The sequence below is a fragment of the Chromatiales bacterium genome (assembly GCA_014762505.1).
In the GTDB taxonomy this organism is placed as follows: Bacteria; Pseudomonadota; Gammaproteobacteria; order SpSt-1174; family SpSt-1174; genus SpSt-1174.
The window spans coordinates 164736-189555 of record JABURS010000042.1; the positions used below are offsets into that span (position 1 = coordinate 164736).

The following is a 24820-nucleotide window of genomic DNA, read 5'->3' on the forward strand; positions in this document are numbered from 1 at the left end:
GTTGTGCCGGGAAGGTTTACTCGATCTTGCTTTCCACCTTCTCGCGCAGCGCCGGATCCTGGTCCAGGGCCTGGACCACGGTGTTGTATTCCGGCACGCTCAGGCCAGAATCCTGCACGGCCTCGACCATCTTCTGCTGGGTTTCCTGCTGCAGGGCCGCGGCCTCTTCCTGGCTTTCCACCTGCTCGAGCTCGGTGGCGAATTCCTGCTGCAGCGCCTGGATGTCGGCGTAGGCCACGACGAACTTGTCCAGCGTGGCGTCATCCACATCGGCGGCGGCGCCCTGCTGCATGCCGGCCGGCGGCTGGGACTGGGAGCCCGGCTCGGCCATGGCGGCCCAGGGTGCGAACACCAGGGCGGTACCGAAGGCGGCGGCGATCAGGGAATGCTTGAAGCGGATCATGTGTCCTCCTTGGGGCTGCTTCGTATGTATGCAGCAGGACAGGTTGCAATGGCCATGCCAGGATGCGGCGAGCCCATGGCCACGCGGTTCCACGGCAGGCACGCCGTCTGCAACACCGCCATTACCTGGGCCAGATTGGCACATGTGACGCCCTGAACCCGCTCAGCCCATCTCCTCTTCGAGATAGCGATACAACGTGCGTCGGCCGATACCCAGCACCTGTGCCGCCCGGCGCTTGTTGTTGTCCAGGCGCTCCAGCACGTGGCGCACGTAGCGCTGTTCGACCTCGCGCAGCGGCGGCAGCTGGCCCGGCGGCACCAGCGCCGGCGGTCCTGCGTCCGGCAGGTTCGGCACGACGAGACCCTGCCGACGGGCACCCTCCCGGATGCGGGCCGGCAGGTCCTCCACGCCGATCTCGCCGCCGCGACAGAAGGCCACGGCCCGCTCGATGGCGTTGGAGAGTTCGCGCACGTTGCCGGGGAAGCCATAGGCCCGCAGGCACTCGATGGCCTCCAGGGTGATGCCGCGCACCGGGCTTGCGCTCGTCCCGGCAAAGCGGGTGACGAAGTGCGCGGTCAGCAGGTCGATGTCGTCCTCACGCTCGCGCAGCGGGGGCACGCGCAGGGCGAAGGTCTCCAGGCGATAGAACAGGTCGGCGCGAAAACCGCCGGCCTCGATCCCGGCCTCCAGGTCGCGGTTGGTGGCGGCGACGATGCGCACATCGACCTGGCGTTCACGGTTCTCGCCCACCGGCCGCATGCGCCCGTCCTGCAGGATGCGCAGCAGCTTGGACTGCATCTCCGCCGGCATCTCGCCGATCTCGTCGAGCAGCAGCGTGCCGCCCTCCGCCTCGGCAAACAGCCCCTTGCGGGCGCGCTGCGCACCGGTGAAGGCCCCGGCGCTGTGGCCGAAGAGCTCGCTTTCCAGCAGCTCGGCGGGGATGCCCGCGCAGTTCATGGCCACGAAGGGACCGTCGCGGCGCTCCGACTCGGCATGCAGGGCACGGGCCACCAGCTCCTTGCCCACCCCACTCTCACCCAGCACCAGCACCGGCCCGCTGGCGCGGGCGATGCGGCGGATCTGCTCGAAGAGTTCGCGCATGGCGGGGCTGCGACCCAGCAGGCCGTGAAAGTCGCCGCTGCCGAGCATGCTGCGGTAGCGGGCGAGCTCCTCGCGCAGCGCGCGCCGCTCTAGGGTGCGCGCCACGGCCAGACGCAGATGGTCGAGCTGCAGCGGCTTGGTGAGAAAGTCGTCCGCGCCCTGCTTGAGGGCCTCCACCGCCTGCTCCACCGTGCCGAAGGCGGTGATGATGATGAAGCCTGGCGGCAGCGCCTGCTGACGGGCCCTGGCCAGCAGCGCCAGGCCGTTCTCGCCCGGCAGGCGCAGGTCGCTGACCACCAGCCCCGGGGCCTCCGTGCGCAGCAGCTCGCGCGCAGCGGATACATCGGCCGCCTCGATCACCGCGTAGCCGGCATCCTCCAGCTCCTCGCGGATGAGTTCACGCAGGCCGGCATCGTCCTCCACCAGCAGTATGCGCACGGGTTCTTCAGACAGCATCGGTATCACCCTCCTGCTTCGGTTCCAGGGGCAGGCGCAGGCAGAACCGCGCCCCGCCGAGCGGACTGCGGTCCAGCGTGATCTCGCCGCCGTGATCGTGGGCCGCGGCATGCGCCACGGCCAGTCCTAGCCCTGTGCCCTCGCCGACGGGCTTCGTGGTGAAGAAGGGTTCGAACAGATGCCCGCGCACCTCGGGTGCCACCCCCGGGCCGTCATCGTCGATCCGGTAGCTGAGCCAGCCATCGTCCACGGCCCAGCCCGCCCGCACCTCGCTGCGTGCGGCCTGCAGGGCATTGCGCAACAGATTGCCGAGGGCCTGCTCCAGGCGGATGACGTCCACGCCGATGAAGGGGGCCTCCCCCGGCGACTCCAGCCGCAGATCCACCCCCCGGGCGAGCCCCTGGTCCCGTACGGTCTCGAGCACACTGCGCAGCGGCCGGTCGGCCGCTGTCCGCCGACGACGCAGGGGATTGCTACGCCCGAAGTCGAGCAGCTGACGGATGATCCGCTGCATGCGCGCCGCCTCGCGCCGGATGGCCTGCAGGGCCGTGACCACCGGCTCTGGCAGGTCCTCGCGGCGCAGCAGCCGCTGCGCCTTGCCGTCCACGGTGCTGAGCGGACTACCCAGCTCATGCGCCACCCCGCCCGCCAGCTGGCCCAGGGCCGCCATCTTCTCCGAACGGTGCAGCCGCTCGCCCAGCGCCTGCAGCTCGGTACGCGAACGCTCGATGGCATCGAGCATGCGGTTCACGGACGAGGCCAGCAGACGGAATTCCCGCGCCCCGTGCAAGGTGAGGCGATGGTCGGGCTCGCCCTCGCCCACACGGCGCAGGTCGTCCTCGATGCGGCGTATGTGCCGGCCCACGGCCCAGCGGTGACCGACGACGAAGATGAGCACCAGCATCACACCGGTGAGCGCCATCACCGTGAGGGTGTGTATACGCACCTGCTGGATGTAGCCGTCGAAGTCGCTGCCCTTGCGTGTGACCTGCAACAGGCCCGAGATGCGCCCGCCGGCATCGGTCAGCGGGACGAAATAGGAGAAGACCTCCTCGCCCCCAACCTCGCCGAACTCGCCCTGGCGCTCGCCGCTGGCGGCCAGCAGGGCCACGCGTTCGCTCTCCAGCGAGGCGTTCATGCGCCCGCTGGCCGCCACCTCGCGGCCCTCGCTGTCGTAGACGAACACGCCATAGACGCGGTCGATGCTGAAGGCCGACTCCAGCGCCTGCTGCACGGTACGTTCATAGCCGCGTTCCAGGGCATGGCTCACCGGCAGGCGGATGGCCCGCGCCACCAGCTCGATGTCCTTCTGCATGCGGGCCTCGGTCTGGGACTCGAGATAGCGCACGCTGTACCAGCCGGTCAGGGCGGTGGCCGCCAGCAGGGGCAGCACCACCACGGCGAAGAGCGTGACCGCCAGCGACGGGCGACGAGCGGTCCAGGGGCGGGCATACGGTGGATTCAATTGGCGCATGAGTCAAAATGATACACTTTTGAGGCGGTCCCGGCCAGACAGGTCGCCCGCAGGTCCCATGTAGAGGAGACCGCAGCAACCGGCGTGCTGGTACGGTCCTTGCGTAAGTCGGGAGAGCCCGGGCATGTCGTGTGAGCCGCGTCTTGCCCGATACATTGCCCAGACTTATTGCAACACCCATTGCAATGACCCATTGCAATGACCCATTGCAACGACCCATTGCAACGACCATGCCGGAGGACCCATGCGATACCCGATGCCCACCCTCGCCATCCTGCTGCTTCTCTGCCTCTACGCCGGCAGTGCCAATGCCCAGTGCCTGGAGGTCAGGGAGAAGCAGATCGACGAGGATCGCAGCGACACCAGTGCGGCGGCGCTGGCCTGGCGGGCCGACATCGAGAACAGCTGCGAACGCGCCTACGATGCCGACCTCACCGTGCACTTCACCGATGGCGAGGGCGAATCCGTTTACGAGGTGCGCAAGCTCATCACCATCGAGCGCGAGACGGTCACCGAGGCCGGCGACCGGCAATACCTGCCGGCCATCTACCTGAGCGAGATCGAGGGGATCGCGATCGACATCGTCGAGCGCAAGAGGCCCTATTGAGGGCGGCAGACAAAAACGGAGGCAGGAAAGGGTGGCGGCCCGCACCAGCCACACCCCGGCGCCCGAGTCCACTGCTACCGTTGCTCCCTTCCGGGCCTGGCGGGGTTTGCAGCTTGTCGTCGCGGGGGGACCGGCACGGGCCACCATTGAACGAAGAGCCGCGCATCATACCGACTGCGAGCAGGCGGGGGCAAGTTTGCCGGGCGCGAGGCGCCCGGCAGGCGGATGACGGGGCGGGCTAGCCGCGCTGCTGCTTGAGCAGGTCGCGGATCTCCGCCAGCAGCTCTTCTTCCTTCGAGGGGGCCGGCGGGGCGGCGGGTTTGGCCTCCTCCTTCTTCTTCAGCGAGTTGATCACCTTCACGGCGATGAAGACGGCAAAGGCCACGATCACGAAGTCGAACACCGTCTGGATGAAGACGCCATAGTTCAGCGTGACGGCCGCCACCCCCTCCTCGGCCGCCTTGAGCGTGACCGCGAGATCCGTGAAGTCCACCCCGCCGATGAGCAGCCCCAGCGGCGGCATCACCACGTCGGCGACGAAGGACGAGACGATCTTGCCGAAGGCCACGCCGATGATGATCCCCACCGCCATGTCCACCACGTTGCCCCGCACCGCGAAGGCCTTGAACTCCTGCAACATGCCCATGACCGCTTCCTCATTAGTTGTTGTGAACCGGATGTCACGGGCGCAAGGCGCCCGGTAACGGCCTGAGGATAGCCCAGCCCGGACAAGGGCGCGTGACCGGGGGTCAGGTCGGCGGGAATCGGGTCGACGGGAAATAGGCCGGCAGCCAGCCCTCGCCCCGGCAGCGGAAACGGGCCGGACGGCATGGCGGCTGCCGCAGGTGCCGCAGCAGGGCATCGCGCAGCGCCGGCAGGGGCGCGGCGTCGGCGCGGCCGTAGCGGATGGCCGCGAGCTGCCCCAGCCACCCGGCCAGCCGCCCGTCCTCCCCGTGCACCGCCTCCCACCCGGCCAGCCAGGCTTCGAGCCCCGGCCCGGCAGGGCGCCCGGCGGCGCGGGCGTGGTCCTGCAGGGCCCGCAGGACCGCCGTCGCATCGCCGGCCACCGCCAGCCGTCGCAGCGCTGCCGCACAGCCCCGGTGGCGGCGCCATGCCCGGTGCAGTCGGCGCCCCGCGGTATAGCCGCCCGCCGCGACCAGGGCCAGCAGGAACAGGCCCGCCAGCAGGCGCCAGCCGGGCGCCAGCGCCAGCACCGTTGGCGGCGCGTGGCGCACCCGCGCGAGGCGCCCGGTGGCGGGATCGAAATACTGGTACTCGAGCGCCGGCAGCCGGACGAGCCCACTGCCCCGCGGCTTGAAGGGGACCTCGTGCACCACCTCGCCATGCACACCGCCGGCCCCCGGCGTCATCTGCCGCCTGCTGCGCGGGGCGAGAAACTCGACATCGGCGGTCGATTCGATCTGCTGCAGCACATGCGGCAGCGCCTCGGGCAACACCGCATCGCCCGCCAGCCGGATGCGCCAGTAGGCCAGCCGCCCGGGTCGCAACAGGCCGGCGGGCTCGACCGTCGAGGCGATCCGCACCTCGCCCACGCTCAGGGTGGGCGGTATGTAGGACGGCAGTGCACGCACGCTGACCACCTGCGGCGGGACCTGATGGCTGTGCTCGGTCACGCCGCCCAGGCGATAGCGCACCGGCGGCAGCTCGACCCGGTATGCGCCGGGGGCCTGGGCAAACAGGGCCCAGCCGATACGCAGGCGGCCCCCCTCGCGGGTGTAGGGCAGCAGCACGGCCTCCATGCCCGGCAGCTGCGGCGCCTCGGTCTCGAGCACGGCAAAGCGGTCGGCGTCCGCGACCTCCACCATGAGGTAAATGGCCTCACGGGTCCACGGCGTCTCATCCGACAGCCGGTGGGAAAAGTCCGCCGCCACGGCCAGTCCGGTGCCGAGCAGCAGCCAGCCCGTCAGCAGCCACCTCACCATGGCGCCACCCCCTGCATCCGGGCCGGCTCGTCCAGCGGGCTCACGATCCCCTCTTCGAGCTCGAACAGGGTCTTCCACAACAGCGCCTGGTCGTCGGCCAGTCCCTCCATGCGCAGGCGGGCGATGCCCAGTGCCTGCTCGCGGATGCGCTGGCTGCGGGCCGCCCCGCCCGTTTCCTCCTGCAGTCGCAACCGTTCCAGCCCGCGCAGGATCAGGGCCTCGGGCAGCGCATCAGGATCGACGGGGTCCGGCACGAAGTCCGCGTTCTCGTCATCGGCCAGCGAGACGGTCGCATTCTCGCCGACGTCCAGGCCGTCGGCAGCCCGCCGACTGGCGGGGCCGGTGCCGGCGCGCTCGGCCAGGCGCTCGCCCAGCCGTTCCTCCACGGCCTCCAGCAGCACCTCGCTCAGGGCCAGGTTGTGCCGGGTGGTCTCGCGCGCGGGCTGGTAGTTGAGCGCATCCTGGAAGCTGGTCAGCGCCGCGGCGTAGTCGCCCAGGCGGAACTGGCTGTTGCCGAGGTTGTGCAGGGCCAGGGCCCGCTCGGCATCGCTGCCGGCCACGAGCACCGCCTGGCCGAACCGCGCCGCGGCCGTCTCGTAGTCCTGCTGCCGGTAACGGCTCACTCCCTCGCCCAGCAGGCCGCGATACCCGCCCAGCCCGGCATACTGCTCGGCGGCGACCGCGTACTCGCCTGCGAGCAGGGCCGCATGGGCGCGGGCCTCGTCCGCCTGTACCGGCAGGGGCAGCGAGGGCAGCAACGTCCCCAGCAGCAGCACGCCGGCCAGCGGGGTCGCCCGTGGCCCCCGCGCCCGCAGCAGCGGGGGAATCAGCAGCAGCACGAGCCCCGGCAACAAGGCCCAGCGATACAGCTCGCGCCAGAGGATGTCCGCTTCCGCCTCGGATGGTGCGGGCAGGTGCGTGGCGATGCCGGCGTCGTAGAGCCGGCGCCAGTCGCCGTCATCGGGACGCACCGGGCTGAAGGCCCCACCGCCCCGGCTGGCCAGGGCCTGCAGCCGGTCGGCATCCAGGCGCGAGATCACCGGGCGGCCATCCACGCTCAGCCAGCCGCCATCCGGCGTGGGCACGGCCGCGCCCTCTGCCGTGCCCACGCCGAGCAAGAAGAGCGGCACCCCGGCCTCGGCCAGGCCGGCCACCGCCGCTGCCAGGCGCGGGTCGCCATCCGCCGCCTCGTCCTCGCCGACGAGGTCGCCATCGGTGATCCACAGCAGGCTGGCCCGGTCCGTATCGGCCAGCAGCGCCGCGGCGGCCTCCAGCGCGACGGCATGGCGGCTGCCGGCGGTGGGCAGCACGAGCCCCTCGAGCTGGTCGAGATAGAAATCGAGCGCGTCGGCATCGGCGGTGGGCGGCGCCAGCAGGTGCGGCCGACCGGCATAGACCATGACCCCGATGCGCAGGCGCCCGGTGCGGGCGCGCAATTCCTCCAGTTCGATACGGACACGACGCAGCCGCTGGGGCCGGATGTCGGTTGCCTGCATCGAGGGCGAGACATCGACCAGCACCAGCAGGCTGCCCGGATCGGCCTGCCCCTCCCCCGCCACGACCAGCGGCAGGCGCGGTCCGGCGGCGGCCACGGCCAGCAGGAGCCAGGCCAGCCACTGCAGGCCGACCGCCGTCAGCCGCCAGGGCGTATCCGTCGCCGCCCCGGGATCGACCACCCAGGGGCGCAGGGCCGGCTCGGCGTAGCGGGCCTGGCGCTGTCGCCACAGGGCCTGCAGCAGCCCGAGCAGCAGCGGCTGGGCCGCGAGCAGCAGCCACAGCGGCTCCCGCCAGTGCAGCTGGCTGAGCTCGGTCCAGCCGATCATGCCCCCCTCCCCGTGAGTACCTGGCCGAGCCGCGCCAGGCTCAGCAGCAGCAGCCCGGCCAGCAGCGGCCAGTGATACAGCGGCCAGGTCCAGCGCTGGGGCTCGACCTCGAGGACATGGGCCTCCTGCCGGTTGATGGCCTCGATGGCCTCGCGCAGGCTGGCGGTATCCCGGGCGAGAAAGCGCTGCCCGTTTGCGGTCTCGGCGAGCCGGGCGAGCAGCTCCCTGTCCACCGGCGCATAGAGCAGCCCGCCCAGGGTCTCCTCGGCCGCCGCGGTGTCGGTGGCGCCGATGCCCACCGTATAGAGCCGCATGCCGGCCTCGGCCGCCAGCGCCGCGGCGGCCTCGGGCGCGATCCCGCCGGTGGCCTGGTCCGCGTCCGTGAACAGCACGATGAAGCGACGGCGCTCGGGGGCATCGGTGCCATCGGGGGCCGCGACCGAGGCCTGGTCCAGCTCGCGCACGCCCAGCGCAATGGCCTCGCCCAGGGCATTGAAGCGTCCGGCCATGCCGGTACGCAGGCGCCGCACCTGCCAGCGGGCAAGCGCCGTGTCGGTGGTCAGGGGCACCAGGGTATGCGAGCGCTCGGCGAAGACGATGACCGAGACCCGGGCCTGCGCAAGCCCGGCGATGAAGGGATCGAGCAGGCCCTTGAGCACGTCCATGCGCGAGACACGCTCCCCGTCCAGCACGTAATCGCGCAGCACCATGCTCACCGAGGTATCCACCACCAGCACGATGTCGCGCACAGCCGGCGGCTCGGGCAGGCGCTCGCCCACCCGCACGGGTTCGCTCAGGGCCACGACCAGGCAGGCCACGCCGAGCAGGCCCGACAGGCGCCACAGCCATCGCCAATGGGCCCGTGGCGGGGGCCGGGGCGGCAACAGGGCGATCAGGGGATGCAGGTAGCGGGTGATGCGCCCGGTTGCCGCCTCACTGCCGGAGCGGCGGCGCCACCACCAGGCGAGGACCGCCAGAACCGGCAGCAGCAGCAACCACCAGGGTGCCAGCAGGGTGATGTCGCCGAGTGGCAGCCCACTGGTCATGACATCGGCCGGGGTCACGCGGGTCTCCGCGGCCAGCGCCGCAGCCAGTAACGGGCCTCGAGGATCAGGGCCCGGGCGGCATCGGCACTGCAGCCGTCCGGGGCGAAACGGGCGGTCTCCAGCGCGACGAGGAAGTCGCGCCAGCGGGTGACCTGCCCGGCGGGCAGTGCCGACGGGGCGCACTGCAGGGACAGGCGGGGCAGCCCCAGTCCGAGGCGCAGGGCCTGGGCCAGGTGCAGCGCGACGCCGCGGGGCGGCAGGCGTCCGGCCCGGGCCGCACGCTCGAGGCGTTGCAGCCGGTGGCGCGCCAGTCCGCGCGGCGAAAACCGCCACCACCAGAGCAGCCAGGCGGTCAGCAGCAGCAGGGCGACCAGCCCCAGCCAGGGCAGCAGTGACGTAACCGCCAGTGCCTCCGGTGCCGGCAGTTCCACGTCGAGCAGGCCGGCATCCAGCGCCCCGGTCATCCCGCCCGCCGCGCTCATGGCAGGACCAGCTCCCGCTCGACGGCCTCGCAATCCGCCATCAGGCGCCGGCAGGGGATGCCGGCCGCGCGCAGTACGGCCTCGCGATCGGCCAGGCAGGCCTCGGCGGCCCGGGCATAGTCGGCGGTCACGGCCGTATCGTCGGTGTTCACGTAACGGGCCGCCTGGCCGGCCGCGGGCGCGAGCCACAGCGGCCCCACGGCAGGCAGGCCCTGCTCCGCCGCATCGACGATATGCACGGCCTGCACGGCATGGGCCCGGGCCAGGGCCAGCAGCGTCGGCGTGAGCGTGGTGTCCAGGTCGGCAAAGTCGCTGATGAGATAGATCCGCGTACCGCGGGGCAGGCTCGCACGCAGCAGGTCCAGCGGCCCGGCCAGGCCCGGCTCGGTCCCCTGCGCGGACGCAGGAGACGGCGGCGGACATGGCGCGGCGGCGGCCTGCGCCAGGCCGTGGGCGCCCGCCTCGCCCCGGAGGTCGCGCAGCCAGCGCGGCCGGGTCTCCAGCATCACGCCACCGATGGCCATCTGCGCCTGCGCCGCGGCAAAGGCGATCAGCGTCGCGGCGCGCGCGGCCTGGGCGGCCTTGAGACGCCGGCGCGTGCCAAAACGCATACCCGCGCGCCGGTCCACCAGCAGGAACACGCCGGGGCGACGTTCCTCGCGAAAGACCTTCACGAAATGCTCGCCGGTGCGCGCCAGCAGGCGCCAGTTCATGAAACGGGGTTCGTCACCGTGCTGGAAGGGCCGGCTCTCCTCGTAGTCGAGGCCGGCACCGAGGTGGCGGGCCGGGCTGTCGCCGTGCAGCGGGTAGTCCACCTCGCGCGGGCCCGCGATGCCCTTCCCCGTGGCCGCCCGGCGGGCCAGCGCCTGAAGGGCGGCCTCGTCCAGCAGCGGCGCGAGTGTCGCCGCGGCCGGGCGAGCCCGTCCGTGACGCCAGGCCGTGACGGCCTGCCGCCAGCCCCTCATGCCCTGTATGCCCCTGGTCAGGACCATCGTCAGGGGGCCGGCACGCTGTCCAGGATGCGCCGTACCATGGCATCGACGCTCACCTGGGCGGCGGCCGCCGCGTAGCCCGGCACCAGGCGATGGCGCAACACGTCCGGGGCCACCTCGAGCACGTCGTCGGGGGTGACGTAATCGCGCTCGCGCAGATAGGCCAGGGCACTGGCGGCGCGCAGCAGGGCGATGGAGGCGCGCGGCGAGGCGCCGGCCACCAGGAACCCGGACCAGTCGGGGTCGATCTCGCCCAGGCGCCGGGTCGCCCCCACCAGTGCCACCACATAGCGCTCGATCACGTCCTCGACATGCACCTCGGCCACCTCGCGGCGCGCGGCCAGCACGGTACCGGGCTTGAGCGTCGACTCGAAGTCATCGGGATCGCTGCCGTAGTGGCGCCCGCGATCGCGACGCAGGATCTCCAGCTCCTCCTCGGCCGTCGGGTAGTCCAGCACCGTATGCAGCAGGAAGCGGTCGAGCTGCGCCTCGGGCAGCGGATAGGTACCGCTCTGCTCCAGCGGATTCTGTGTGGCCATGACCACGAACAGATCGGGCAGCCGGCGCGTGGTGCCACCCACCGTCACCTGGTGTTCGGCCATGGCCTCGAGCAGTGCCGACTGCACCTTCGGCGGGGCGCGGTTGATCTCGTCGGCGAGCACGATCTCGTGGAACAACGGCCCCGGCACGAAGCGGAACGCGCCCTCGCGCGGGTCGAAGACGTCGCTGCCCGTGAGGTCGCCCGGCATCAGGTCGGGGGTGAACTGGATGCGCTGGAAGCTGGCATGCACGCCGCTGGCCAGCGTGTTCACCGCCGTGGTCTTGGCCAGCCCGGGCGGCCCTTCCAGCAGCAGGTGCCCGCCCGTGAGCAGGCAGATCATCAGCCGGTCGAGCAGCCGGGGCTGGCCGACGATGACCTGTTCGAGATGACGGCGCAGGGCGCGAAAGGCCTCCTGGTTATGCATGCTCACTCCGAGAGTCGGTTGGACGTTGGTCGTAGGGATGCCGGCCCTTACCGGAACATTCCCCGTGGGGGTGCCATCACTCAGCCTCCACCGGCATACCGGCGGCCTTCCACTCGGGGAAGCCATCCTGCAGCCGGCGGGCCTTGAGCCCCTTGCCGCGCAGGCGTTCCACCGCCTCGAAGGCCAGCACGCAGTGCGGCCCCCGGCAGTAGGCCACCACCTCGCCGCTGTCGCGCAGCTCGTCGAGATGCTGTTCCAGTTCCGCCAGCGGGATGTTCACGGCCCCGGGCAGATGCCCGGCGGCGTATTCCTCCGAGGGGCGCACGTCGAGCACGGTGACCTCGCCCTGGCGCACGCGCTCCAGCAGCTCGGCCACCGGCATGGGTTCCAGCGCGTCCTTCACCGTGAGGTAGGTGTCCACCAGCACCTTCACGTCGGCCAGATGACGCTCGGCGACGCCGCGCACGCACTGCAGCAACTGCACCACGTCATCGCTGGTGAGCCGGTAATACACGTGCAGCCCCTGCTTGCGCGAGGTCACCAGCCCCACCTGGCGCAGCTGCTGCAGGTGCTGGGAGGTGTTGCGGACGGACAGCCCGGAGACCCGCGCGAGATCCTCCACGTTGCGCTCGCCCTGGGCGAGGAACTCCAGCAGCTCCAGCCGGTGGCCGTTGCCCAGGGCCTTGGCCACGCGGGCGAACTGGGCGAAGAGGTCTTTCTTGAAATTGCCTGCCATGTGTCATCTCCGATGACTATTCCACTAATCTATGGAATAGTGTATCTTCATTTTGCGTCTTGGCCAACATCGGCATGGATCAACATCCCCGTCACCGGGGCTCACGACGAATAGAGGGTACCCGAACCATGAGCTTCGAGAGCTTCATCAGCCAGTATGAGCCGGTCATCCGCCTGTCGGCCTTCTTCGGCATCTTCGCCCTCATGGCCCTGTGGGAGGTCCTCGCCCCGCGCCGCCAGCTTACCACCGCCAAGTGGGTGCGCTGGGGCAGCAACATCGGCCTGGTGTTCCTGAACACCTTCCTGCTGCGCCTGGCCTTTCCCGCCGCGGCGGTGGGCGTGGCACTGCTGGCCCAGGAGCGGGGCTGGGGCCTGTTCAACGTGGTGGACGTGCCCTTCTGGTTCGCCATCCTCGCCTCCGTACTGATCATGGACTTCATCATCTGGCTGCAGCACGTGATGGTGCACGCGATCCCTGTACTGTGGCGCATCCACCGCATGCACCACGCGGATCTCGACTTCGACGTGACCACGGGCTCGCGCTTCCACCCCCTGGAGATCTTCCTCTCCATGGGCATCAAGTTCGCGACCATCGTCCTGCTGGGCCCGCCCGTGGTGGCGGTGGTGATCTTCGAGGTGATTCTCAACGCCACCTCCATGTTCAACCACGGCAACGTGCGCCTGCCACTGGGGCTGGACCGCGTGCTGCGCCTGTTCATCGTCACCCCGGACATGCACCGCGTGCACCATTCCATCGAGGACGACGAGACCAACAGCAACTTCGGTTTTGCCCTCTCGCTCTGGGACCGGCTCTTCGGCACCTACCGCGCCCAGCCGCGCGCCGGACACCAGGGCATGGCCATCGGCATCCGCGACATGCGCGATGCCAGGCGCTGCGCCTGGCTGCCCGGGATGCTGGCCATCCCCTTTGTCGGCAAGGTGACGGGCTACGCCATCAACCGCCGCCAGTGGGAGGACGCCAGTGAGTAAGCAGCTGACACGCATCGCCCTGGTGCTGGTGCTGGTCGCCGGCATCACCCTGGCCATCGTCTACCGCGATGCCTTCGATGCGGCCGCGCTCGAGGCGTGGGTGGACAACGCCGGGGCCGCCGGCCCCGTTGCCTTCGTGCTGATCTATGCACTGGCCACCGTGCTGTTCCTGCCGGGCTCCGTGCTGACCCTGGCCGGCGGGGCCCTGTTCGGCCCCGTGCTCGGCACCGTGCTCAACCTCACCGGTGCCACGCTGGGCGCGGCCCTGGCCTTCCTGGTCTCGCGTCACCTCGCCTCGGACTGGGTGGCCCGCAGGACCGGCGGCCGGCTGAAGCAGCTCACCCAGGGCGTGGAGTCCGAGGGCTGGCGCTTCGTCGCATTCGTACGCCTGGTGCCGCTGTTTCCCTTCAACCTGCTGAACTACGCCCTGGGGCTCACGCGCATCCCCTTCTGGCACTACGTGATCGCCTCTGCGGTCTGCATGCTGCCGGGCGCCATCGCCTATACCTATCTGGGCTACGCGGGCCGCGAGGCCATCGCCGGGGGCGAGTCGCTGATCCAGAAGATCCTGCTCGGCATCGCCCTGCTCGCCGCCGTCGCCTTCCTGCCCCGACTGGTCGCGCGCCTGCGTCGCGGCCCCATGCTCGACATCGCCGCACTCAGGGCACGGCTGGATGCCGGCGAGGACGTGCTGGTGCTGGATGTGCGCACGCCCGAGGAATTCACCGGCGAGCTCGGCCACATCGCGGGTGCCCGCAACCTGCCGCTGGACGCCGTGGCTGGGCGCAGCGAGGAGCTGAGCGAATGGCAGGAGCGCCCCGTCCTGCTCGTCTGCCGCACCGACAGGCGCTCGGCCAGAGCCGCACAGATCCTCGCACGCAGGGGCTTTGCCGACCTGCACGTGGTGGCCGGCGGCATGGAGGCCTGGAATGCGGCGGGGCTGCCGGTCGAACGCTAGTCTTCACCGAGGAGGTATGACATGAAACGCGCACTCATCATCCTGAACGATCCGCCCTATGGCACCGAGCGCAGCTTCAACGGCCTGCGCATGGCCAAGGCCCTGCAAAAACAGGCCGAGGACGGCGTCGACGTCTTTCTCATGGCCGACTCGGTGGGCTGCGCGCGTGCCGGGCAGAAGATCCCGCAGGGCTATTACAACCTGGAGCTGATGCTCAGGGCCGTGCTGCGCAAGGGCCGTGTGCTGCTCTGCGGCACCTGCATGGACGCGCGCGGTCTCAGGGACGAGGACCTGGTCGAGGGTGCCGAACGCTCCACCATGGACGAACTCGGGGAACTCACCGCCGCGGCCGACAAGGTCCTGATCTTCTGATCACGGTAAGCTAGGATGCCCCGGTCGGAGTGCAGGCTTCGACCGGGGCACCACCCGCAGGACAGGACAACCGGACATGCACGCCACACTGCCATTACTCAAAGACACCGACTTCCCCGCCATCCGTCGCGGACGGCTCACCACGCTGCAGGTCAACCTGGGCTATCGCTGCAACCAGAGCTGCCTGCACTGCCACGTGAACGCCGGACCGAACCGCAAGGAGATGATGTCGGCCGGGACCATCGACACCGTGGTCGAGTTTCTTCGGGCCGGCAACATCGAGACCCTGGACCTCACCGGCGGCGCACCCGAACTCAATCCGCATTTTCGCGATCTCGTCACCCGTGCCCGCGCGCTCGGCGTGCACGTCATGGATCGCTGCAACCTCACCGTCCTGCATGAACCCGGGCAGGACGACCTGGCCGGGTTCCTCGCCGACAACCGGGTGGAGGTCATCGCCTCCCTGCCCTGTTACCTCGAGGACAACGTCGACGGCCAGCGCGGCAAGGGCGTCTACCAGGGCAGCATCGAGGGGCTTCAGAAACTGAATGCACTCGGCTACGGCCAGGCCGGCAGCGGGCTCGCGCTCAACCTCGTGTACAACCCGACCGGCCCGTTCCTGCCGCCCCCGCAGGCGCAGCTCGAGGCCGACTACAAGCGTGAACTGGATACGCGCTTCGGCATCGTCTTCAACCGGCTCTTCACGCTCACCAACCTGCCCATCGAGCGTTTCGGCAGCACGCTCGTGAGCAAGGGCCAGTTCGAGGACTACATGCGGCTGCTGCGCGAGGCCTACCGCGCGGAGAACCTCGACGCGGTCATGTGCCGCTCGCTCTTGAGCGTGGACTGGCAGGGTTACGTCTACGACTGCGACTTCAACCAGATGCTCGGCCTGCCGCTGCGCATCGGGGGCAAGCCCCGGCCGCAACTCGCCGACCTCCTCGGCCGCGACCTCGATGGCAACCCGATCGTGATCGCCGACCACTGCTACGGCTGCACCGCCGGCCAGGGTTCATCCTGCGGCGGGGCGTTGAGCTAGGGTTTTTGCCACAGAGGTCACAGAGGTTATTCGAGCGGTTTTACTCTGAGCCCTCTGTGGCGTACGGAATTCGTGTTCAACACGTTCATGTTCGTCATCCCTGCGGAGGCAGGGATCCAGGAACACCGAGGCCGATAACCTTCGGAGGCCGTACTGGCACCTTGTCGCTGATACTGGATTCCCGCCTTCGCGGGAATGACGAGTTGAGAGAGCCGGAATGACAAGTCAAGAGAGCGAGGACGACGGCTTGAGAGCGTGGGGATGACGACATCAGCCCCGCGGTAACAATGACTTCAGCGGCGCTGACGATACGCTGAAACATTCGGCCGAACGATTTCAGCCGGCCAAAAACGAACTATTGCAAACAAAGAACTATTGCAGGAGACACCGATGGACGTTCGCCAATCCGTACTCGACCGCTATTCCGAAGGCGCGCAACAGCGCGTAGAGGCGCTGTGCTGTCCGGTGGACTACGACGCCCGCCTGCTCGAGGCGATTCCGGCCGAGATACTGGAACGCGACTACGGCTGCGGCGATCCCTCGCGTTACGTGCGCGAGGGCGACACCGTGCTCGACCTCGGCTCGGGCGGCGGCAAGATCTGCTACATGGCCGCGCAGCTCGTCGGCCCCGAGGGCCTTGTCATCGGCGTGGACATGAACGAGGACATGCTCGACCTCGCCCGCCGCCACCAGGCGGAGATGGCCGAGAAGCTCGGCGGTGACCGCGTCGACTTTCGCAAGGGCTACATCCAGGACCTGGCGCTGGACGTCGCCGCGATGGAGGCCTTTCTCGCCGGACAGCCGGTGACCGATGCGGCAGGCTACACCCGCCTGCACGACTGGCAGGCCACGCAGCGCCGTGAGAAACCGCTGATCCCCGATGCCTCGGTGGATCTGGTCATCTCCAACTGCGTGCTCAACCTGGTGCCCGACGCCGACAAGAACCAGCTGGTGCGCGAGGTCTTCCGCGTGCTCAGGCCCGGCGGGCGCGTGGCCATCTCGGACATCGTCAGCGACGAGCCGGTCCCCGAGCACCTGAAGAACGACCCGGCGCTGTGGAGCGGCTGTATCTCCGGCGCCTTCCAGGAAGAGACGTTCCTCCAGGTCTTCCGCGAGGCCGGCTTCGTCGCCGTGGCCTACGACAAGTGGGACGCCGCACCCTGGCAGGTGATCGAGGGCATCGAGTTCCGCTCGGTCACGCTCACCGCCACGAAGCCCGAGGCCACCGCCTGCCTGGACTACGGCCATGCCGTGATGTACCGCGGTCCGTTTTCACAGGTGCACGACGACGAGGGCCACGTCTACCCGCGCGGCGCGCGCATCGCCGTGTGCGAGCGCAGCTACCGGCTCCTCACCGAGGGCCCCTATGCCGATCAGTTCATCGGTTTTGCACCGCGCAACCCGGGCGAGCCGCGCACGTTCTGCGCACCGGCCGGCACCCGCCGTCCGGCCGCCGAGACCAAGAGCCCCCTCGCGCCCACCTGCGACAGCGAGGGCAGCTGCTGTTGCTGACCGTCTCGGTCATCGTGCCGGCGCTCAACGAGGCGGCGACCATCGCGGCCACACTCGCGCCGCTGCAGGCCGTGCGTACGGCCGGTCACGAGATCATCGTGGTCGACGGTGGCAGCACGGACGCCACTGTCGACCGTGCCCGTGCGCTGGCCGACCGGGTGATCGCCAGTCCGCCCGGCCGGGCCAGGCAGATGAACGCGGGGGCAGGCATCGCCACCGGCGACGTCCTGTGGTTCCTGCATGCCGACACCCTCGCCCCTGCCGAGGCGATCGATGGCATCGGCGATGCACTTGCCGACGGCCGCCGCTGCTGGGGCCGCTTCGACGTGCGCCTGTCCGGCAATCACTGGCCGTTTCGCCTCATCGAGCGCGCCATGAACCTGCGCTCCTGCCTCACGCGCATCGCCACCGGCGACCAGGGCATCTTCGTCACGCGCGAGGCCTTCGCGGCGGTCGGCGGCTATGCCGACATCCCGCTGATGGAAGACATCGCGCTGAGCAGGCGCCTGCGAAAACACACGCCACCGGCCTGCCTGAAGTCACGGCTCGTCACCTCCAGCCGCCGCTGGGAACGCAACGGCATCCTGCGCACCGTGCTCCTCATGTGGCGCCTGCGGCTGGCCTACTTCCTCGGCGCCGCTCCCGACGCCCTGGCCGAGCGCTACCGTCGTGGCTGACAAGCACGATACCGCGGTCATCGTCTTTGCCCGCGCCCCCGTGCCGGGCGCCAGCAAGACGCGCCTGATACCCGCGCTCGGCGAACGCGGCGCGGCCACCCTGCACGCGCGCATGATCGAGCACAGCATCGAGACGCTGGCCACCGGCACCCACACGCTTCAGCTCTGGTGCGCCCCGGACACCGGCCACCCGCTCTTCGGTGACCTCGCCAGGCGCCACGAGCTGAAACTGCACACCCAGTGCGGTGATGATCTGGGCGCGCGCATGTATCATGCGCTGGACACCGCCCTGCGCGATCACGCCCAGGCCATCATCGTCGGCACCGATTGCCCCGGTATGGCAGCGGCCGATATCGAGGCCGCCGCGCAGGCACTACAACAGGGTGCGGACGCCGTCCTCGGCCCGGCCGAGGACGGGGGCTACTGGCTGCTCGGACTGCGTGCCATCTCGCCCACGCTCTTCGACGACCTGCCCTGGGGTGGCGACGCGATATACGAACAGACACGCGCACGCATCGAGGCCCTGGGCTGGCGCTGCCATGTGCTGCGCACACTGGCCGACGTGGACCGTCCGGACGACCTCGTCCACGTACCCGCGAAACTGCTGCAAGACACGAGAGAGAACGCATGAACTGGCTCGACAAACTGCCGCTCGGCATGCTCGTCATCATCGCCGCCACCCTGGGCCTTGCGCCCTTCGTGCCGGAACCGCATATCTGGGAAAAGCTCAAGATGCTGGCCGACGGCGCGCTCACGCGCCCCATCGACATCTTCGACCTGCTGATGCACGGCGCGCCATGGGTGTTGCTCGGCCTCAAGCTCGGGCGCCTGGCGCAGAAGCAGCTCGCTGCCCGGTAAGATCGCATGAACGCGAACACCCCGCGCCTGATCTTCGTCTACAACGCCGACAGCGGCCTGTTCAACACCATGGCCGACATCGGCCACAAGATCTTCTCGCCCGAGACCTACGCCTGCGAGCTCTGCGCCCTCACCCACGGCTATTTCAGCGAACGACGCGAGTGGCGCACCTTCGTCGAGTCACTGCCGCTGCCCTGCGAGTTCCTGCATCGCGATGAATTCCTGCGCGCGCATCCGGACCAGCAGGGGCACCGTTTTCCTGTCGTGCTATACATGGGTGAAAACGGACTGCAGCCCTGCCTCACGCGAGACGACCTGGCCGACTGCACCGACCTGGCGGCCCTGCAACAGGCCATCCGCCGCTGCCTGCCGGCGTGATGCCGGGCGCGAAGACGACCACCCACGATCAACCCGCATCAGAGACCACCGGAGCAAACGACATGCACGCCACTGCCGAACTGCAGGTCATACCGCTGGGTAGCGGTGTCTCGGTGCGTGCGGAGATCCTGCGCGTGACAGAGGTGCTGAAAGGGTACGAACTGCTGATCGAGACTCATGCCTCGGGCACGAACATCGAAGGCGAGCTGGCGGACATCCTCGCCGCCGTGGCGAGGGTGCACGAGCTGCTGCATGCCGAGGGCACGGTGCGCCTGGTGAGTTATCTCAAGCTGGAGACGCGCACCGACAAGACGCCCACGCTCGCCGGCAAGAAGCTCTAGCCACCAGGCCTCTATTCCTTGAGCTGGATACGCAGCCGGCTCTCGCTCACCTCGATCGCCTCCACGCCATCGGCGAAGGACTGCCAGAAGCCCGGGTCGTTGCCGAACTCCTGCACCAGGTCGATGTTCTTCAGGTTACCCAGCCAGGCATTGGGCAACGGCACGCCCCACACGCTCACCCCCTTGAGGATCACCACCGGCCGGCCGTTGGCGTAACGCAATTCCATGCCGGCCGGCACCTTCAGCGTCTCGCCGCCCAGCACCGGAAACTCCGGGTCCAGCGGCACCAGCAGCTTCGCGCTGGCGAGGTTGTCGGACAGATCGATCGCCAGGCGATGGGCCAGGTCGGTGTTGCGTGCGAGCAGGGCGTTGAGTTCCTTCTCGGTGAACTGGATCTCGCGGCTTGCGCCCGCCTCGCTATAGGGCTCGGGGACCAGCGGCCCGGACGCAGCCGGTGCGGTGCGGCCGGCCGTACCCTCCAGCCGGTCCAGCTTGGCCTCCAGCACCTGTGTCTCCTTCTGGTTCAGCGTGACCGGCCGGAATTCGGTGGGAAACAGATAGGCCCACACGATCCACAGCGTGATGCCCACCGACAGCGCCACGGCGAGCAGTACCAGCCCCGTGGCCTTCCAGGGAAACCCGGTTTTCTTCGCGGGCGGCGTCGGGGTGATCGTGGTCTCGTTCATGGGGTTCCTTGATGTGGGCGTTAGGCGTGAAAATCTAATCTGCCACAGAGGGCACGGAGATCACAGAGGACAACCGGGCTGTATTCTTCCTCTGTGCCCTCTGTGGCAAAACGCATTCACATCGAACGCCCCCTACACCCAGTCCCTCACGACCATCCCGACAGGGCGGCCCGCGGCCGCCGGACGGACGATGCCGAAGAGAAAGGTGCACGGCGGCCACGGGCCGCCCTATGACGTGAGACTTCAAACTTCAAACTTCACCCCCCTCCCGGTCATACAGCTCGACCAGGTGCCGCACACGCGGCGGCAGGTCGTCGCCGACCTGGTCCCAGTCGAAGCGCCAGGTCCAGTTGTCCTTCACCGTGCCCGGTACGTTCATGCGGTGTCCGCCGTCGAGGGCGAGCAGGTCCTGCATGGGCACCATGGCCAGGCGCGCGACCGAGCCCAGCGCGGCGCGGATCAGCGGCCAGGGCATGGGCTCGTCGGGCTCGCCCAGGTAGTCATGCACGTAGCGACGTGTGGCCTCGTCCAGCGAGGCGTACCAGCCCAGGCTGGTGTCGTTGTCGTGGGTGCCCGTGTAGACCACGGCGTTGTCGACGTGGTGGTCCGGCAGATAGGGGTTGTCGGGGCTGCCATCGAAGGCGAACTGCAGGATCTTCATGCCCGGCAGGCCCCAGGCGTCGCGCAGGGCCTCGACCTCGGGGGTGATGGTGCCCAGGTCCTCGGCCACCAGCGGCAGGTTGCCCAGCCGCTCGCGCAGCCGGCGAAACAGCGCCTCGCCGGGCGCAGTGATCCACTGTCCCTGGATGGCCGTCTCCTCGCCGGCCGGGATGGACCAGTAGGCCTGAAAACCGCGGAAGTGGTCCACGCGGATCAGGTCGAACTGGGTCTCCAGGGTGCGCAGGCGCCGCTCCCACCAGGCGAAGTCGTCGGCCTGCATCGCCTCCCAGTCGTACAGCGGGTTGCCCCAGCGCTGGCCCGTGGCCGAGAAATAATCCGGCGGCACGCCGGCCACGTGGTGCGGCTGGCCCTGCGCGTCGAGATCGAAGTACTGCGGCTCGGCCCAGACATCGGCGGAGTTGTGGGCGACGAAGATGGGCATGTCGCCGAACAGCAGGATGCCGCGGGTATTGGCGTAGCGGCGCAGATCGGCCCATTGCCGGTAGAAGAGATACTGCTCGAAGCGGTGCTGGTCGAGCACCGCCGCGAGCCGCCCGCGCGTGGCGTCGAGCGCCGCCGGCTCGCGGTCGCGCAGCTCGGGCGCCCACTCCCACCAGGGGCGTTCGTCATGCTCGTGGCTCAGGGCACGGAACAGGACATAGTCGTCCAGCCACTCGGCATTGGTCTCGCAAAAGGCTGCGAGGCTGCGGCGCTCGGCCTGATCGGCGCGGGCCAGAAAGCCGGCGCGCGCCTCGCGCAGGCGGGCGGCATGCCACGCCGCCCAGGCATCGAGGGCCTGCGGCGGCGCGCTGTCGTCCTCCAGCCAGCCCTGCGCCCGCAGGGGTTCGAGGCCGATGAGCCAGGTGTTGCCGGCATGGGCCGACTCGCCCTGGTAGGGCGAGCCCAGCGGGGCGGTGGGACCGAGCGGCAGCACCTGCCAGACACTCAGCCCGGAGCGGGCCAGCAAGTCGACGAAACGGAAGGCAGCGGACCCGAGGCCGCCGACGGGGGCCTCGCCCGGCAACGAGGTCGGATGTAGCACGACACCGGCGCGACGGCGGTCCAGCGGGGTACGTGCCTTGGTCGTGGTGCGCGTCAAGCCGGTCCCTTCCTCCATCCGGGCTGTTCGGGTCTCGTAATCGTGCGGACGCATCCCTGTCCCTCCTCTGCGGCCCTGCTAGGCCTGCGGCCGCTGCCCCTGCCGCATCACCCCGCCGGTGGCCGGGCTGCCGCCACCGTGCGTGAAACTGTGCGCCAGGTATTCGGGCGGCGCCTCGCCCATGATCTGGTAGAGATTGGCCAGGTGCAGGCGGTAGAGGCGCTCGAAGGCGCTCACCGAATTGGCCGGGTTGTAGTCGCCGAACCACCAGCACCAGTCCGAGCCCTCGCAGATGGCGAGCTGGCGGGTGGCGCGCTCCAGGCGTTCGCCACCGAGCCGGCCCTCTGACACCAGGCGGTCGAACACCCGCTTGGCGTCGATGAGCATGTCCCAGCCGCGGTTCTTGTCGGTGTCGCCGATCCAGGTGGAGAAGCTGCCGTACACCCAGCTGCCGGCGGTGAGCGTGGCCAGCGGCCGGGGCGCGACCGCATCCAGCGCCGCACTGAAGGTGGTGAGCTCGATGGTCGGGTGATCGGCCAGCCGGGCATACAGGGCGCTGAGGAAGTAATAGCCGTTGTTCGGGTAGTACTCCCAGGCATTCTCGCCGTCCAGGATCACCGAGACCACGCAGTCCTGGCGGGCGTCGGCGCAGGCCGTGGCGATGTTCTCCAGGTGATGCACGAAGTCGCCCACCGCATCGTCGGCGTGCCAGTCGGCATACTTGAAGCCGATGGCGTCCGAGAGGCCGTCGTCGCGGAAGAAGCAGGCGGTGGCGGCCTCCTCCAGCCGGTAGGGGGCGTGCAGCCAGCGCTTGGTCGGGTCGACCTCGCCGCCGTTGACGGCCTTGAGGCTGTTGGCCAGCACCGTCTCGCCGCTGGCGGCCCAGCGAAAGCCGTGTTCGCCGAGCAGGCGCAGCGTGGCGGCGCTCACCCCGCCCTCGGAGGGCCAGCAGCCGGCGGGCCGGAAACCGAAGTAGCGTTCGAAGACGCGGATGCCCTCCACGATGTGCCAGCGCACGCGCTCCTCGCCGCCCGGATACTGGCCGCCGGCCGGCAGCTCCACGCCGGGCATGGCATCCTGCGCGGCCCGCGTATCCAGCAGCAGCGGCATGATGGGATGGGCATAGGGGGTCATGGAGAGCTCCACCTGCCCCTGCTCGGCCAGGGCGCGATACTGCTCGACCACGCTGCCCAGCTGTTCGCAGATGATCTGCAGCAGCTGCCGGCGATCCTCCAGTGTATAGCCGCTCTGCCGGTCCATCAGCCGGGCCACGCGCTCGTCGCGCCGGCGCGTGGTCTCACCCATCCAGGCCAGGTGATACCAGACCAGCAGATCGGCGAGGAAGCCCTCGTTCACGTAGGCCAGCCCTTCCGGGTGACGCCGGTACCAGCGCACCATGTCGGCCAGCAGCTTGAACTGGGGATAGGGATCGATCAGCCGGTGCTCGTTGGCGCGCACGCAGGCCTCGGCCAGCACCATGCGGGCAGCGGGCTCCTGCGGCAGCACCGGGTTGGCCAGGGCCGCCAGCAGCGTGTCGCGGATGGGCGTGCCCTGGTTGAGGTAGGCGTGCAGCTGGCGGGCGTAGTCGTCGATCTGTTCGAGCAGGATGGGCGCGAAGTTCACCACCGCCCGGGCGCCCGGCACGGCGCGCAGGTGCGCGGCCATGTCGATGTAGTCCTTGGTGGCGTGCAGGTAGGTCCACGGCAGGTGATAGTCGCCGCTGAGCAGGTCCTGGTACTGCGGCTGGTGCATGTGCCAGCACAGCACCACCTTCAGTTTGTCGCTAGCGGACATAGCGGATGCTCGTGCCCAGCATCTCCGGTGTCACCAGTACCACCCCGCCCGGGGAGACATGGAAGCGCCGCGCGTCCTCTTCCGCATCCTCGCCGATCACCGTGCCGGGCGGGATGCGGCAGCCCTTGTCGATCACCGCCCTGGTGATGCGGCAGTCGCTGCCGATCTCGACATCCGGCAGGATCACCGCATCCTCGACCTGCGAGAAGGAATCGATGCGCACGTTGGAAAACAGCAGCGAGTGGCGCAGGTAGGCGCCGGAGATGATGCAGCCGCCGGAGACCATGGAATCCACCGCCATGCCGCGGCGGTCGTCGTCGTCGAACACGAACTTCGCCGGCGGCAGCTGTTCCTGGTAGGTCCAGATCGGCCAGTACTCGTCGTAGAGGTTGAGCTCCGGCGTCACCCCGATGAGCTCCATGTTGGCCGCCCAGTAGGAGTCCACGGTACCGACGTCACGCCAGTAGGCCTGGGTGCCCGTCTCCGGGTCGCGGAACGGGAAGGCCATCACGCGGTAGCGGTCGATGATGGAGGGGATGATGTCCTTGCCGAAGTCGTGGCTCGAGCCCGGCATGTCGGCATCCTTGATGAGCTGCTCGAACAGGAAGGCCGTGTTGAAGACGTAGATGCCCATCGAGGCCAGCGCCGTGTCCGGCTTGCCCGGCATCGCCGCGGGCTCCTCGGGCTTCTCGGCGAAATCGGTCACCTGCCCGTCGCCGTCCACCGCCATCACGCCGAAGGACTGCGCGGTCTTCAGATCCACCTCCAGGCAGCCCACCGTCATGTCCGCGCCGGACTCGACGTGATAGGCGATCATCTGGCCGTAGTCCATCTTGTAGACATGATCGCCCGCCAGGATCATCACGTACTCGGGATTGTGGCGGCGGATGATGTCGAGGTTCTGGTAGACCGCGTCGGCCGTGCCCTCGTACCAGGAGGTCTCGATGCGCTGCTGCGCCGGCAGGATCTCGACGAACTCGCCGAACTCGCCGCGCAGAAAGCCCCAGCCCTTCTGCACGTGCTGGATCAGGGAATGGGCCTTGTACTGGGTGAGCACGCCCACCTGGCGGATGCCGGAGTTGATGCAGTTGGAGAGCGGGAAATCGATGATGCGGAACTTGCCGCCGAAGGGCACGGCGGGCTTGGCGCGCCACATGGTCAGCTGCTTGAGGCGTGAGCCGCGTCCACCGGCCAGGATCAGGGCCAGGGTGTCTCGGGTGATGCGGCTGATGAAGCGTTGCGATTTCAGTTTCATTGGCGATGGGATTCCCGATCTGTCACTGAAGTCCATATGTGCAAGAATGGGGCCGCAGCCACTGAAACTGGCCCGGTAACTGCACGGGATGGATCTGCCCGGCGCGGCGCCGCGTTCCTGCGAAGCCCTAGTATGGCTTCTTTGCCGCCCCGTTTCTATTACATAATGCTGAAC

26 protein-coding genes and 1 other RNA gene are annotated in these 24820 nt (G+C 69.2%); 11 read left to right on the forward strand and 16 right to left on the reverse strand.

Annotated elements, in window-relative coordinates; all coding sequences use genetic code 11:
- Positions 1-16: 16 nt before the first annotated feature.
- The 3 genes from HUJ28_11190 to HUJ28_11200 all read right to left on the reverse strand — a co-directional run bounded on the left by HUJ28_11190 (position 17) and on the right by HUJ28_11200 (position 3434).
- A complete protein-coding gene (locus HUJ28_11190) occupies positions 17-403 on the reverse strand; it encodes a DUF4168 domain-containing protein (GenBank protein ID MBD3620028.1) in 387 nt (128 codons plus the stop codon).
- A 162-nt stretch (positions 404-565) separates the two neighbouring features.
- Positions 566-1960 (reverse strand): sigma-54-dependent Fis family transcriptional regulator, encoded by a 1395-nt coding sequence (locus HUJ28_11195; protein MBD3620029.1) that lies wholly within the window; start codon positions 1958-1960, stop codon positions 566-568.
- On the reverse strand, positions 1950-3434 hold the full coding sequence (locus HUJ28_11200; protein MBD3620030.1) for a HAMP domain-containing protein: 1485 nt from the start codon (positions 3432-3434) through the stop codon (positions 1950-1952). Before HUJ28_11200 ends, HUJ28_11195 begins: the two co-directional genes overlap by 11 nt.
- Before the next feature lie 244 nt (positions 3435-3678).
- Here HUJ28_11200 and HUJ28_11205 point away from each other — a divergent pair, with 244 nt between their 5' ends.
- Entirely contained in the window at positions 3679-4041 is a 363-nt protein-coding gene (locus tag HUJ28_11205; GenBank protein ID MBD3620031.1) for a hypothetical protein, read from the forward strand.
- A gap of 39 nt (positions 4042-4080) precedes the next feature.
- Here the strand turns inward: HUJ28_11205 and ffs are convergent.
- The 9 genes from ffs to HUJ28_11250 form a co-directional block, all read right to left on the reverse strand.
- Positions 4081-4177, reverse strand: an RNA gene (gene ffs / locus HUJ28_11210) — signal recognition particle sRNA small type.
- Positions 4178-4279: 102 nt separating this feature from the next.
- Positions 4280-4681 carry a large-conductance mechanosensitive channel protein MscL gene (mscL, locus tag HUJ28_11215; protein ID MBD3620032.1) on the reverse strand — a complete coding sequence of 134 codons (402 nt, stop codon included), beginning with the start codon at positions 4679-4681 and terminating at the stop codon, positions 4280-4282.
- A 109-nt stretch (positions 4682-4790) separates the two neighbouring features.
- Complete coding sequence (locus tag HUJ28_11220) at positions 4791-5984, reverse strand: BatD family protein (GenBank protein MBD3620033.1); 1194 nt, start codon at positions 5982-5984, stop codon at positions 4791-4793.
- Positions 5978-7807 carry a VWA domain-containing protein gene (locus tag HUJ28_11225; GenBank protein MBD3620034.1) on the reverse strand — a complete coding sequence of 610 codons (1830 nt, stop codon included), beginning with the start codon at positions 7805-7807 and terminating at the stop codon, positions 5978-5980. Before HUJ28_11225 ends, HUJ28_11220 begins: the two co-directional genes overlap by 7 nt.
- The gene (locus tag HUJ28_11230; protein MBD3620035.1) at positions 7804-8871 is read right to left on the reverse strand and encodes a VWA domain-containing protein; all 1068 of its coding nucleotides are present in this window, start codon (positions 8869-8871) and stop codon (positions 7804-7806) included. The genes HUJ28_11225 and HUJ28_11230 overlap by 4 nt, the downstream gene beginning before the upstream one ends.
- The gene (locus tag HUJ28_11235; GenBank protein MBD3620036.1) at positions 8868-9335 is read right to left on the reverse strand and encodes a hypothetical protein; all 468 of its coding nucleotides are present in this window, start codon (positions 9333-9335) and stop codon (positions 8868-8870) included. Before HUJ28_11235 ends, HUJ28_11230 begins: the two co-directional genes overlap by 4 nt.
- Positions 9332-10300, reverse strand: a complete 969-nt coding sequence (locus tag HUJ28_11240; protein MBD3620037.1) for a DUF58 domain-containing protein — start codon at positions 10298-10300, stop codon at positions 9332-9334. Before HUJ28_11240 ends, HUJ28_11235 begins: the two co-directional genes overlap by 4 nt.
- Before the next feature lie 29 nt (positions 10301-10329).
- Positions 10330-11292, reverse strand: coding sequence for a MoxR family ATPase (locus HUJ28_11245; protein MBD3620038.1), 963 nt, complete (start codon positions 11290-11292; stop codon positions 10330-10332).
- 76 nt (positions 11293-11368) lie between these two features.
- Complete coding sequence (locus HUJ28_11250) at positions 11369-12028, reverse strand: metalloregulator ArsR/SmtB family transcription factor (GenBank protein ID MBD3620039.1); 660 nt, start codon at positions 12026-12028, stop codon at positions 11369-11371.
- A 128-nt stretch (positions 12029-12156) separates the two neighbouring features.
- Here HUJ28_11250 and HUJ28_11255 point away from each other — a divergent pair, with 128 nt between their 5' ends.
- From HUJ28_11255 to HUJ28_11300, 10 genes are all read left to right on the forward strand, one after another.
- The gene (locus HUJ28_11255) at positions 12157-13017 is read left to right on the forward strand and encodes a sterol desaturase family protein (protein MBD3620040.1); all 861 of its coding nucleotides are present in this window, start codon (positions 12157-12159) and stop codon (positions 13015-13017) included.
- Positions 13010-13975: a VTT domain-containing protein gene (locus HUJ28_11260; GenBank protein ID MBD3620041.1), complete on the forward strand. Its 966-nt coding sequence runs from the start codon at positions 13010-13012 to the stop codon at positions 13973-13975. The genes HUJ28_11255 and HUJ28_11260 overlap by 8 nt, the downstream gene beginning before the upstream one ends.
- Before the next feature lie 21 nt (positions 13976-13996).
- Positions 13997-14347, forward strand: coding sequence for a DsrE family protein (locus tag HUJ28_11265; protein MBD3620042.1), 351 nt, complete (start codon positions 13997-13999; stop codon positions 14345-14347).
- A gap of 76 nt (positions 14348-14423) precedes the next feature.
- Positions 14424-15386 (forward strand): arsenosugar biosynthesis radical SAM protein ArsS, encoded by a 963-nt coding sequence (gene arsS / locus HUJ28_11270; protein ID MBD3620043.1) that lies wholly within the window; start codon positions 14424-14426, stop codon positions 15384-15386.
- Positions 15387-15776: 390 nt separating this feature from the next.
- Positions 15777-16898, forward strand: a complete 1122-nt coding sequence (locus HUJ28_11275) for a methyltransferase domain-containing protein (GenBank protein MBD3620044.1) — start codon at positions 15777-15779, stop codon at positions 16896-16898.
- Positions 16895-17575 carry a TIGR04283 family arsenosugar biosynthesis glycosyltransferase gene (locus HUJ28_11280; GenBank protein ID MBD3620045.1) on the forward strand — a complete coding sequence of 227 codons (681 nt, stop codon included), beginning with the start codon at positions 16895-16897 and terminating at the stop codon, positions 17573-17575. Before HUJ28_11275 ends, HUJ28_11280 begins: the two co-directional genes overlap by 4 nt.
- Positions 17568-18206: a TIGR04282 family arsenosugar biosynthesis glycosyltransferase gene (locus HUJ28_11285; GenBank protein ID MBD3620046.1), complete on the forward strand. Its 639-nt coding sequence runs from the start codon at positions 17568-17570 to the stop codon at positions 18204-18206. Before HUJ28_11280 ends, HUJ28_11285 begins: the two co-directional genes overlap by 8 nt.
- The gene (locus tag HUJ28_11290) at positions 18203-18433 is read left to right on the forward strand and encodes an RND transporter (GenBank protein ID MBD3620047.1); all 231 of its coding nucleotides are present in this window, start codon (positions 18203-18205) and stop codon (positions 18431-18433) included. The genes HUJ28_11285 and HUJ28_11290 overlap by 4 nt, the downstream gene beginning before the upstream one ends.
- A gap of 6 nt (positions 18434-18439) precedes the next feature.
- Positions 18440-18811 carry a hypothetical protein gene (locus HUJ28_11295; protein ID MBD3620048.1) on the forward strand — a complete coding sequence of 124 codons (372 nt, stop codon included), beginning with the start codon at positions 18440-18442 and terminating at the stop codon, positions 18809-18811.
- A 62-nt stretch (positions 18812-18873) separates the two neighbouring features.
- On the forward strand, positions 18874-19152 hold the full coding sequence (locus HUJ28_11300; protein MBD3620049.1) for an MTH1187 family thiamine-binding protein: 279 nt from the start codon (positions 18874-18876) through the stop codon (positions 19150-19152).
- An 11-nt stretch (positions 19153-19163) separates the two neighbouring features.
- On the opposite strand, the gene HUJ28_11305 is transcribed toward HUJ28_11300, so the two are convergent.
- From HUJ28_11305 to glgC, 4 genes are all read right to left on the reverse strand, one after another.
- Positions 19164-19823 carry an arginine N-succinyltransferase gene (locus HUJ28_11305; GenBank protein ID MBD3620050.1) on the reverse strand — a complete coding sequence of 220 codons (660 nt, stop codon included), beginning with the start codon at positions 19821-19823 and terminating at the stop codon, positions 19164-19166.
- Between the two features lie 265 nt (positions 19824-20088).
- On the reverse strand, positions 20089-21615 hold the full coding sequence (malQ, locus tag HUJ28_11310) for a 4-alpha-glucanotransferase (GenBank protein MBD3620051.1): 1527 nt from the start codon (positions 21613-21615) through the stop codon (positions 20089-20091).
- Positions 21616-21675: 60 nt separating this feature from the next.
- Positions 21676-23391, reverse strand: a complete 1716-nt coding sequence (locus tag HUJ28_11315) for a glycoside hydrolase (GenBank protein MBD3620052.1) — start codon at positions 23389-23391, stop codon at positions 21676-21678.
- Positions 23381-24646 (reverse strand): glucose-1-phosphate adenylyltransferase, encoded by a 1266-nt coding sequence (gene glgC / locus HUJ28_11320; GenBank protein ID MBD3620053.1) that lies wholly within the window; start codon positions 24644-24646, stop codon positions 23381-23383. Before glgC ends, HUJ28_11315 begins: the two co-directional genes overlap by 11 nt.
- Positions 24647-24820 lie beyond the last annotated feature (174 nt).

Coding starts and splice junctions, on each gene's coding strand:
- HUJ28_11190 (MBD3620028.1), bottom strand. CDS start 403: ATGATCCGCTTCAAGCATTCCCTGATCGCCGCCGCCTTCGGTACCGCC.
- HUJ28_11195 (MBD3620029.1), bottom strand. CDS start 1,960: ATGCTGTCTGAAGAACCCGTGCGCATACTGCTGGTGGAGGACGATGCC.
- HUJ28_11200 (MBD3620030.1), bottom strand. CDS start 3,434: ATGCGCCAATTGAATCCACCGTATGCCCGCCCCTGGACCGCTCGTCGC.
- HUJ28_11205 (MBD3620031.1), top strand. CDS start 3,679: ATGCGATACCCGATGCCCACCCTCGCCATCCTGCTGCTTCTCTGCCTC.
- mscL (MBD3620032.1), bottom strand. CDS start 4,681: ATGTTGCAGGAGTTCAAGGCCTTCGCGGTGCGGGGCAACGTGGTGGAC.
- HUJ28_11220 (MBD3620033.1), bottom strand. CDS start 5,984: ATGGTGAGGTGGCTGCTGACGGGCTGGCTGCTGCTCGGCACCGGACTG.
- HUJ28_11225 (MBD3620034.1), bottom strand. CDS start 7,807: ATGATCGGCTGGACCGAGCTCAGCCAGCTGCACTGGCGGGAGCCGCTG.
- HUJ28_11235 (MBD3620036.1), bottom strand. CDS start 9,335: ATGAGCGCGGCGGGCGGGATGACCGGGGCGCTGGATGCCGGCCTGCTC.
- HUJ28_11240 (MBD3620037.1), bottom strand. CDS start 10,300: ATGAGGGGCTGGCGGCAGGCCGTCACGGCCTGGCGTCACGGACGGGCT.
- HUJ28_11245 (MBD3620038.1), bottom strand. CDS start 11,292: ATGCATAACCAGGAGGCCTTTCGCGCCCTGCGCCGTCATCTCGAACAG.
- HUJ28_11250 (MBD3620039.1), bottom strand. CDS start 12,028: ATGGCAGGCAATTTCAAGAAAGACCTCTTCGCCCAGTTCGCCCGCGTG.
- HUJ28_11255 (MBD3620040.1), top strand. CDS start 12,157: ATGAGCTTCGAGAGCTTCATCAGCCAGTATGAGCCGGTCATCCGCCTG.
- HUJ28_11265 (MBD3620042.1), top strand. CDS start 13,997: ATGAAACGCGCACTCATCATCCTGAACGATCCGCCCTATGGCACCGAG.
- arsS (MBD3620043.1), top strand. CDS start 14,424: ATGCACGCCACACTGCCATTACTCAAAGACACCGACTTCCCCGCCATC.
- HUJ28_11275 (MBD3620044.1), top strand. CDS start 15,777: ATGGACGTTCGCCAATCCGTACTCGACCGCTATTCCGAAGGCGCGCAA.
- HUJ28_11290 (MBD3620047.1), top strand. CDS start 18,203: ATGAACTGGCTCGACAAACTGCCGCTCGGCATGCTCGTCATCATCGCC.
- HUJ28_11295 (MBD3620048.1), top strand. CDS start 18,440: ATGAACGCGAACACCCCGCGCCTGATCTTCGTCTACAACGCCGACAGC.
- HUJ28_11300 (MBD3620049.1), top strand. CDS start 18,874: ATGCACGCCACTGCCGAACTGCAGGTCATACCGCTGGGTAGCGGTGTC.
- malQ (MBD3620051.1), bottom strand. CDS start 21,615: ATGGAGGAAGGGACCGGCTTGACGCGCACCACGACCAAGGCACGTACC.
- HUJ28_11315 (MBD3620052.1), bottom strand. CDS start 23,391: ATGTCCGCTAGCGACAAACTGAAGGTGGTGCTGTGCTGGCACATGCAC.
- glgC (MBD3620053.1), bottom strand. CDS start 24,646: ATGAAACTGAAATCGCAACGCTTCATCAGCCGCATCACCCGAGACACC.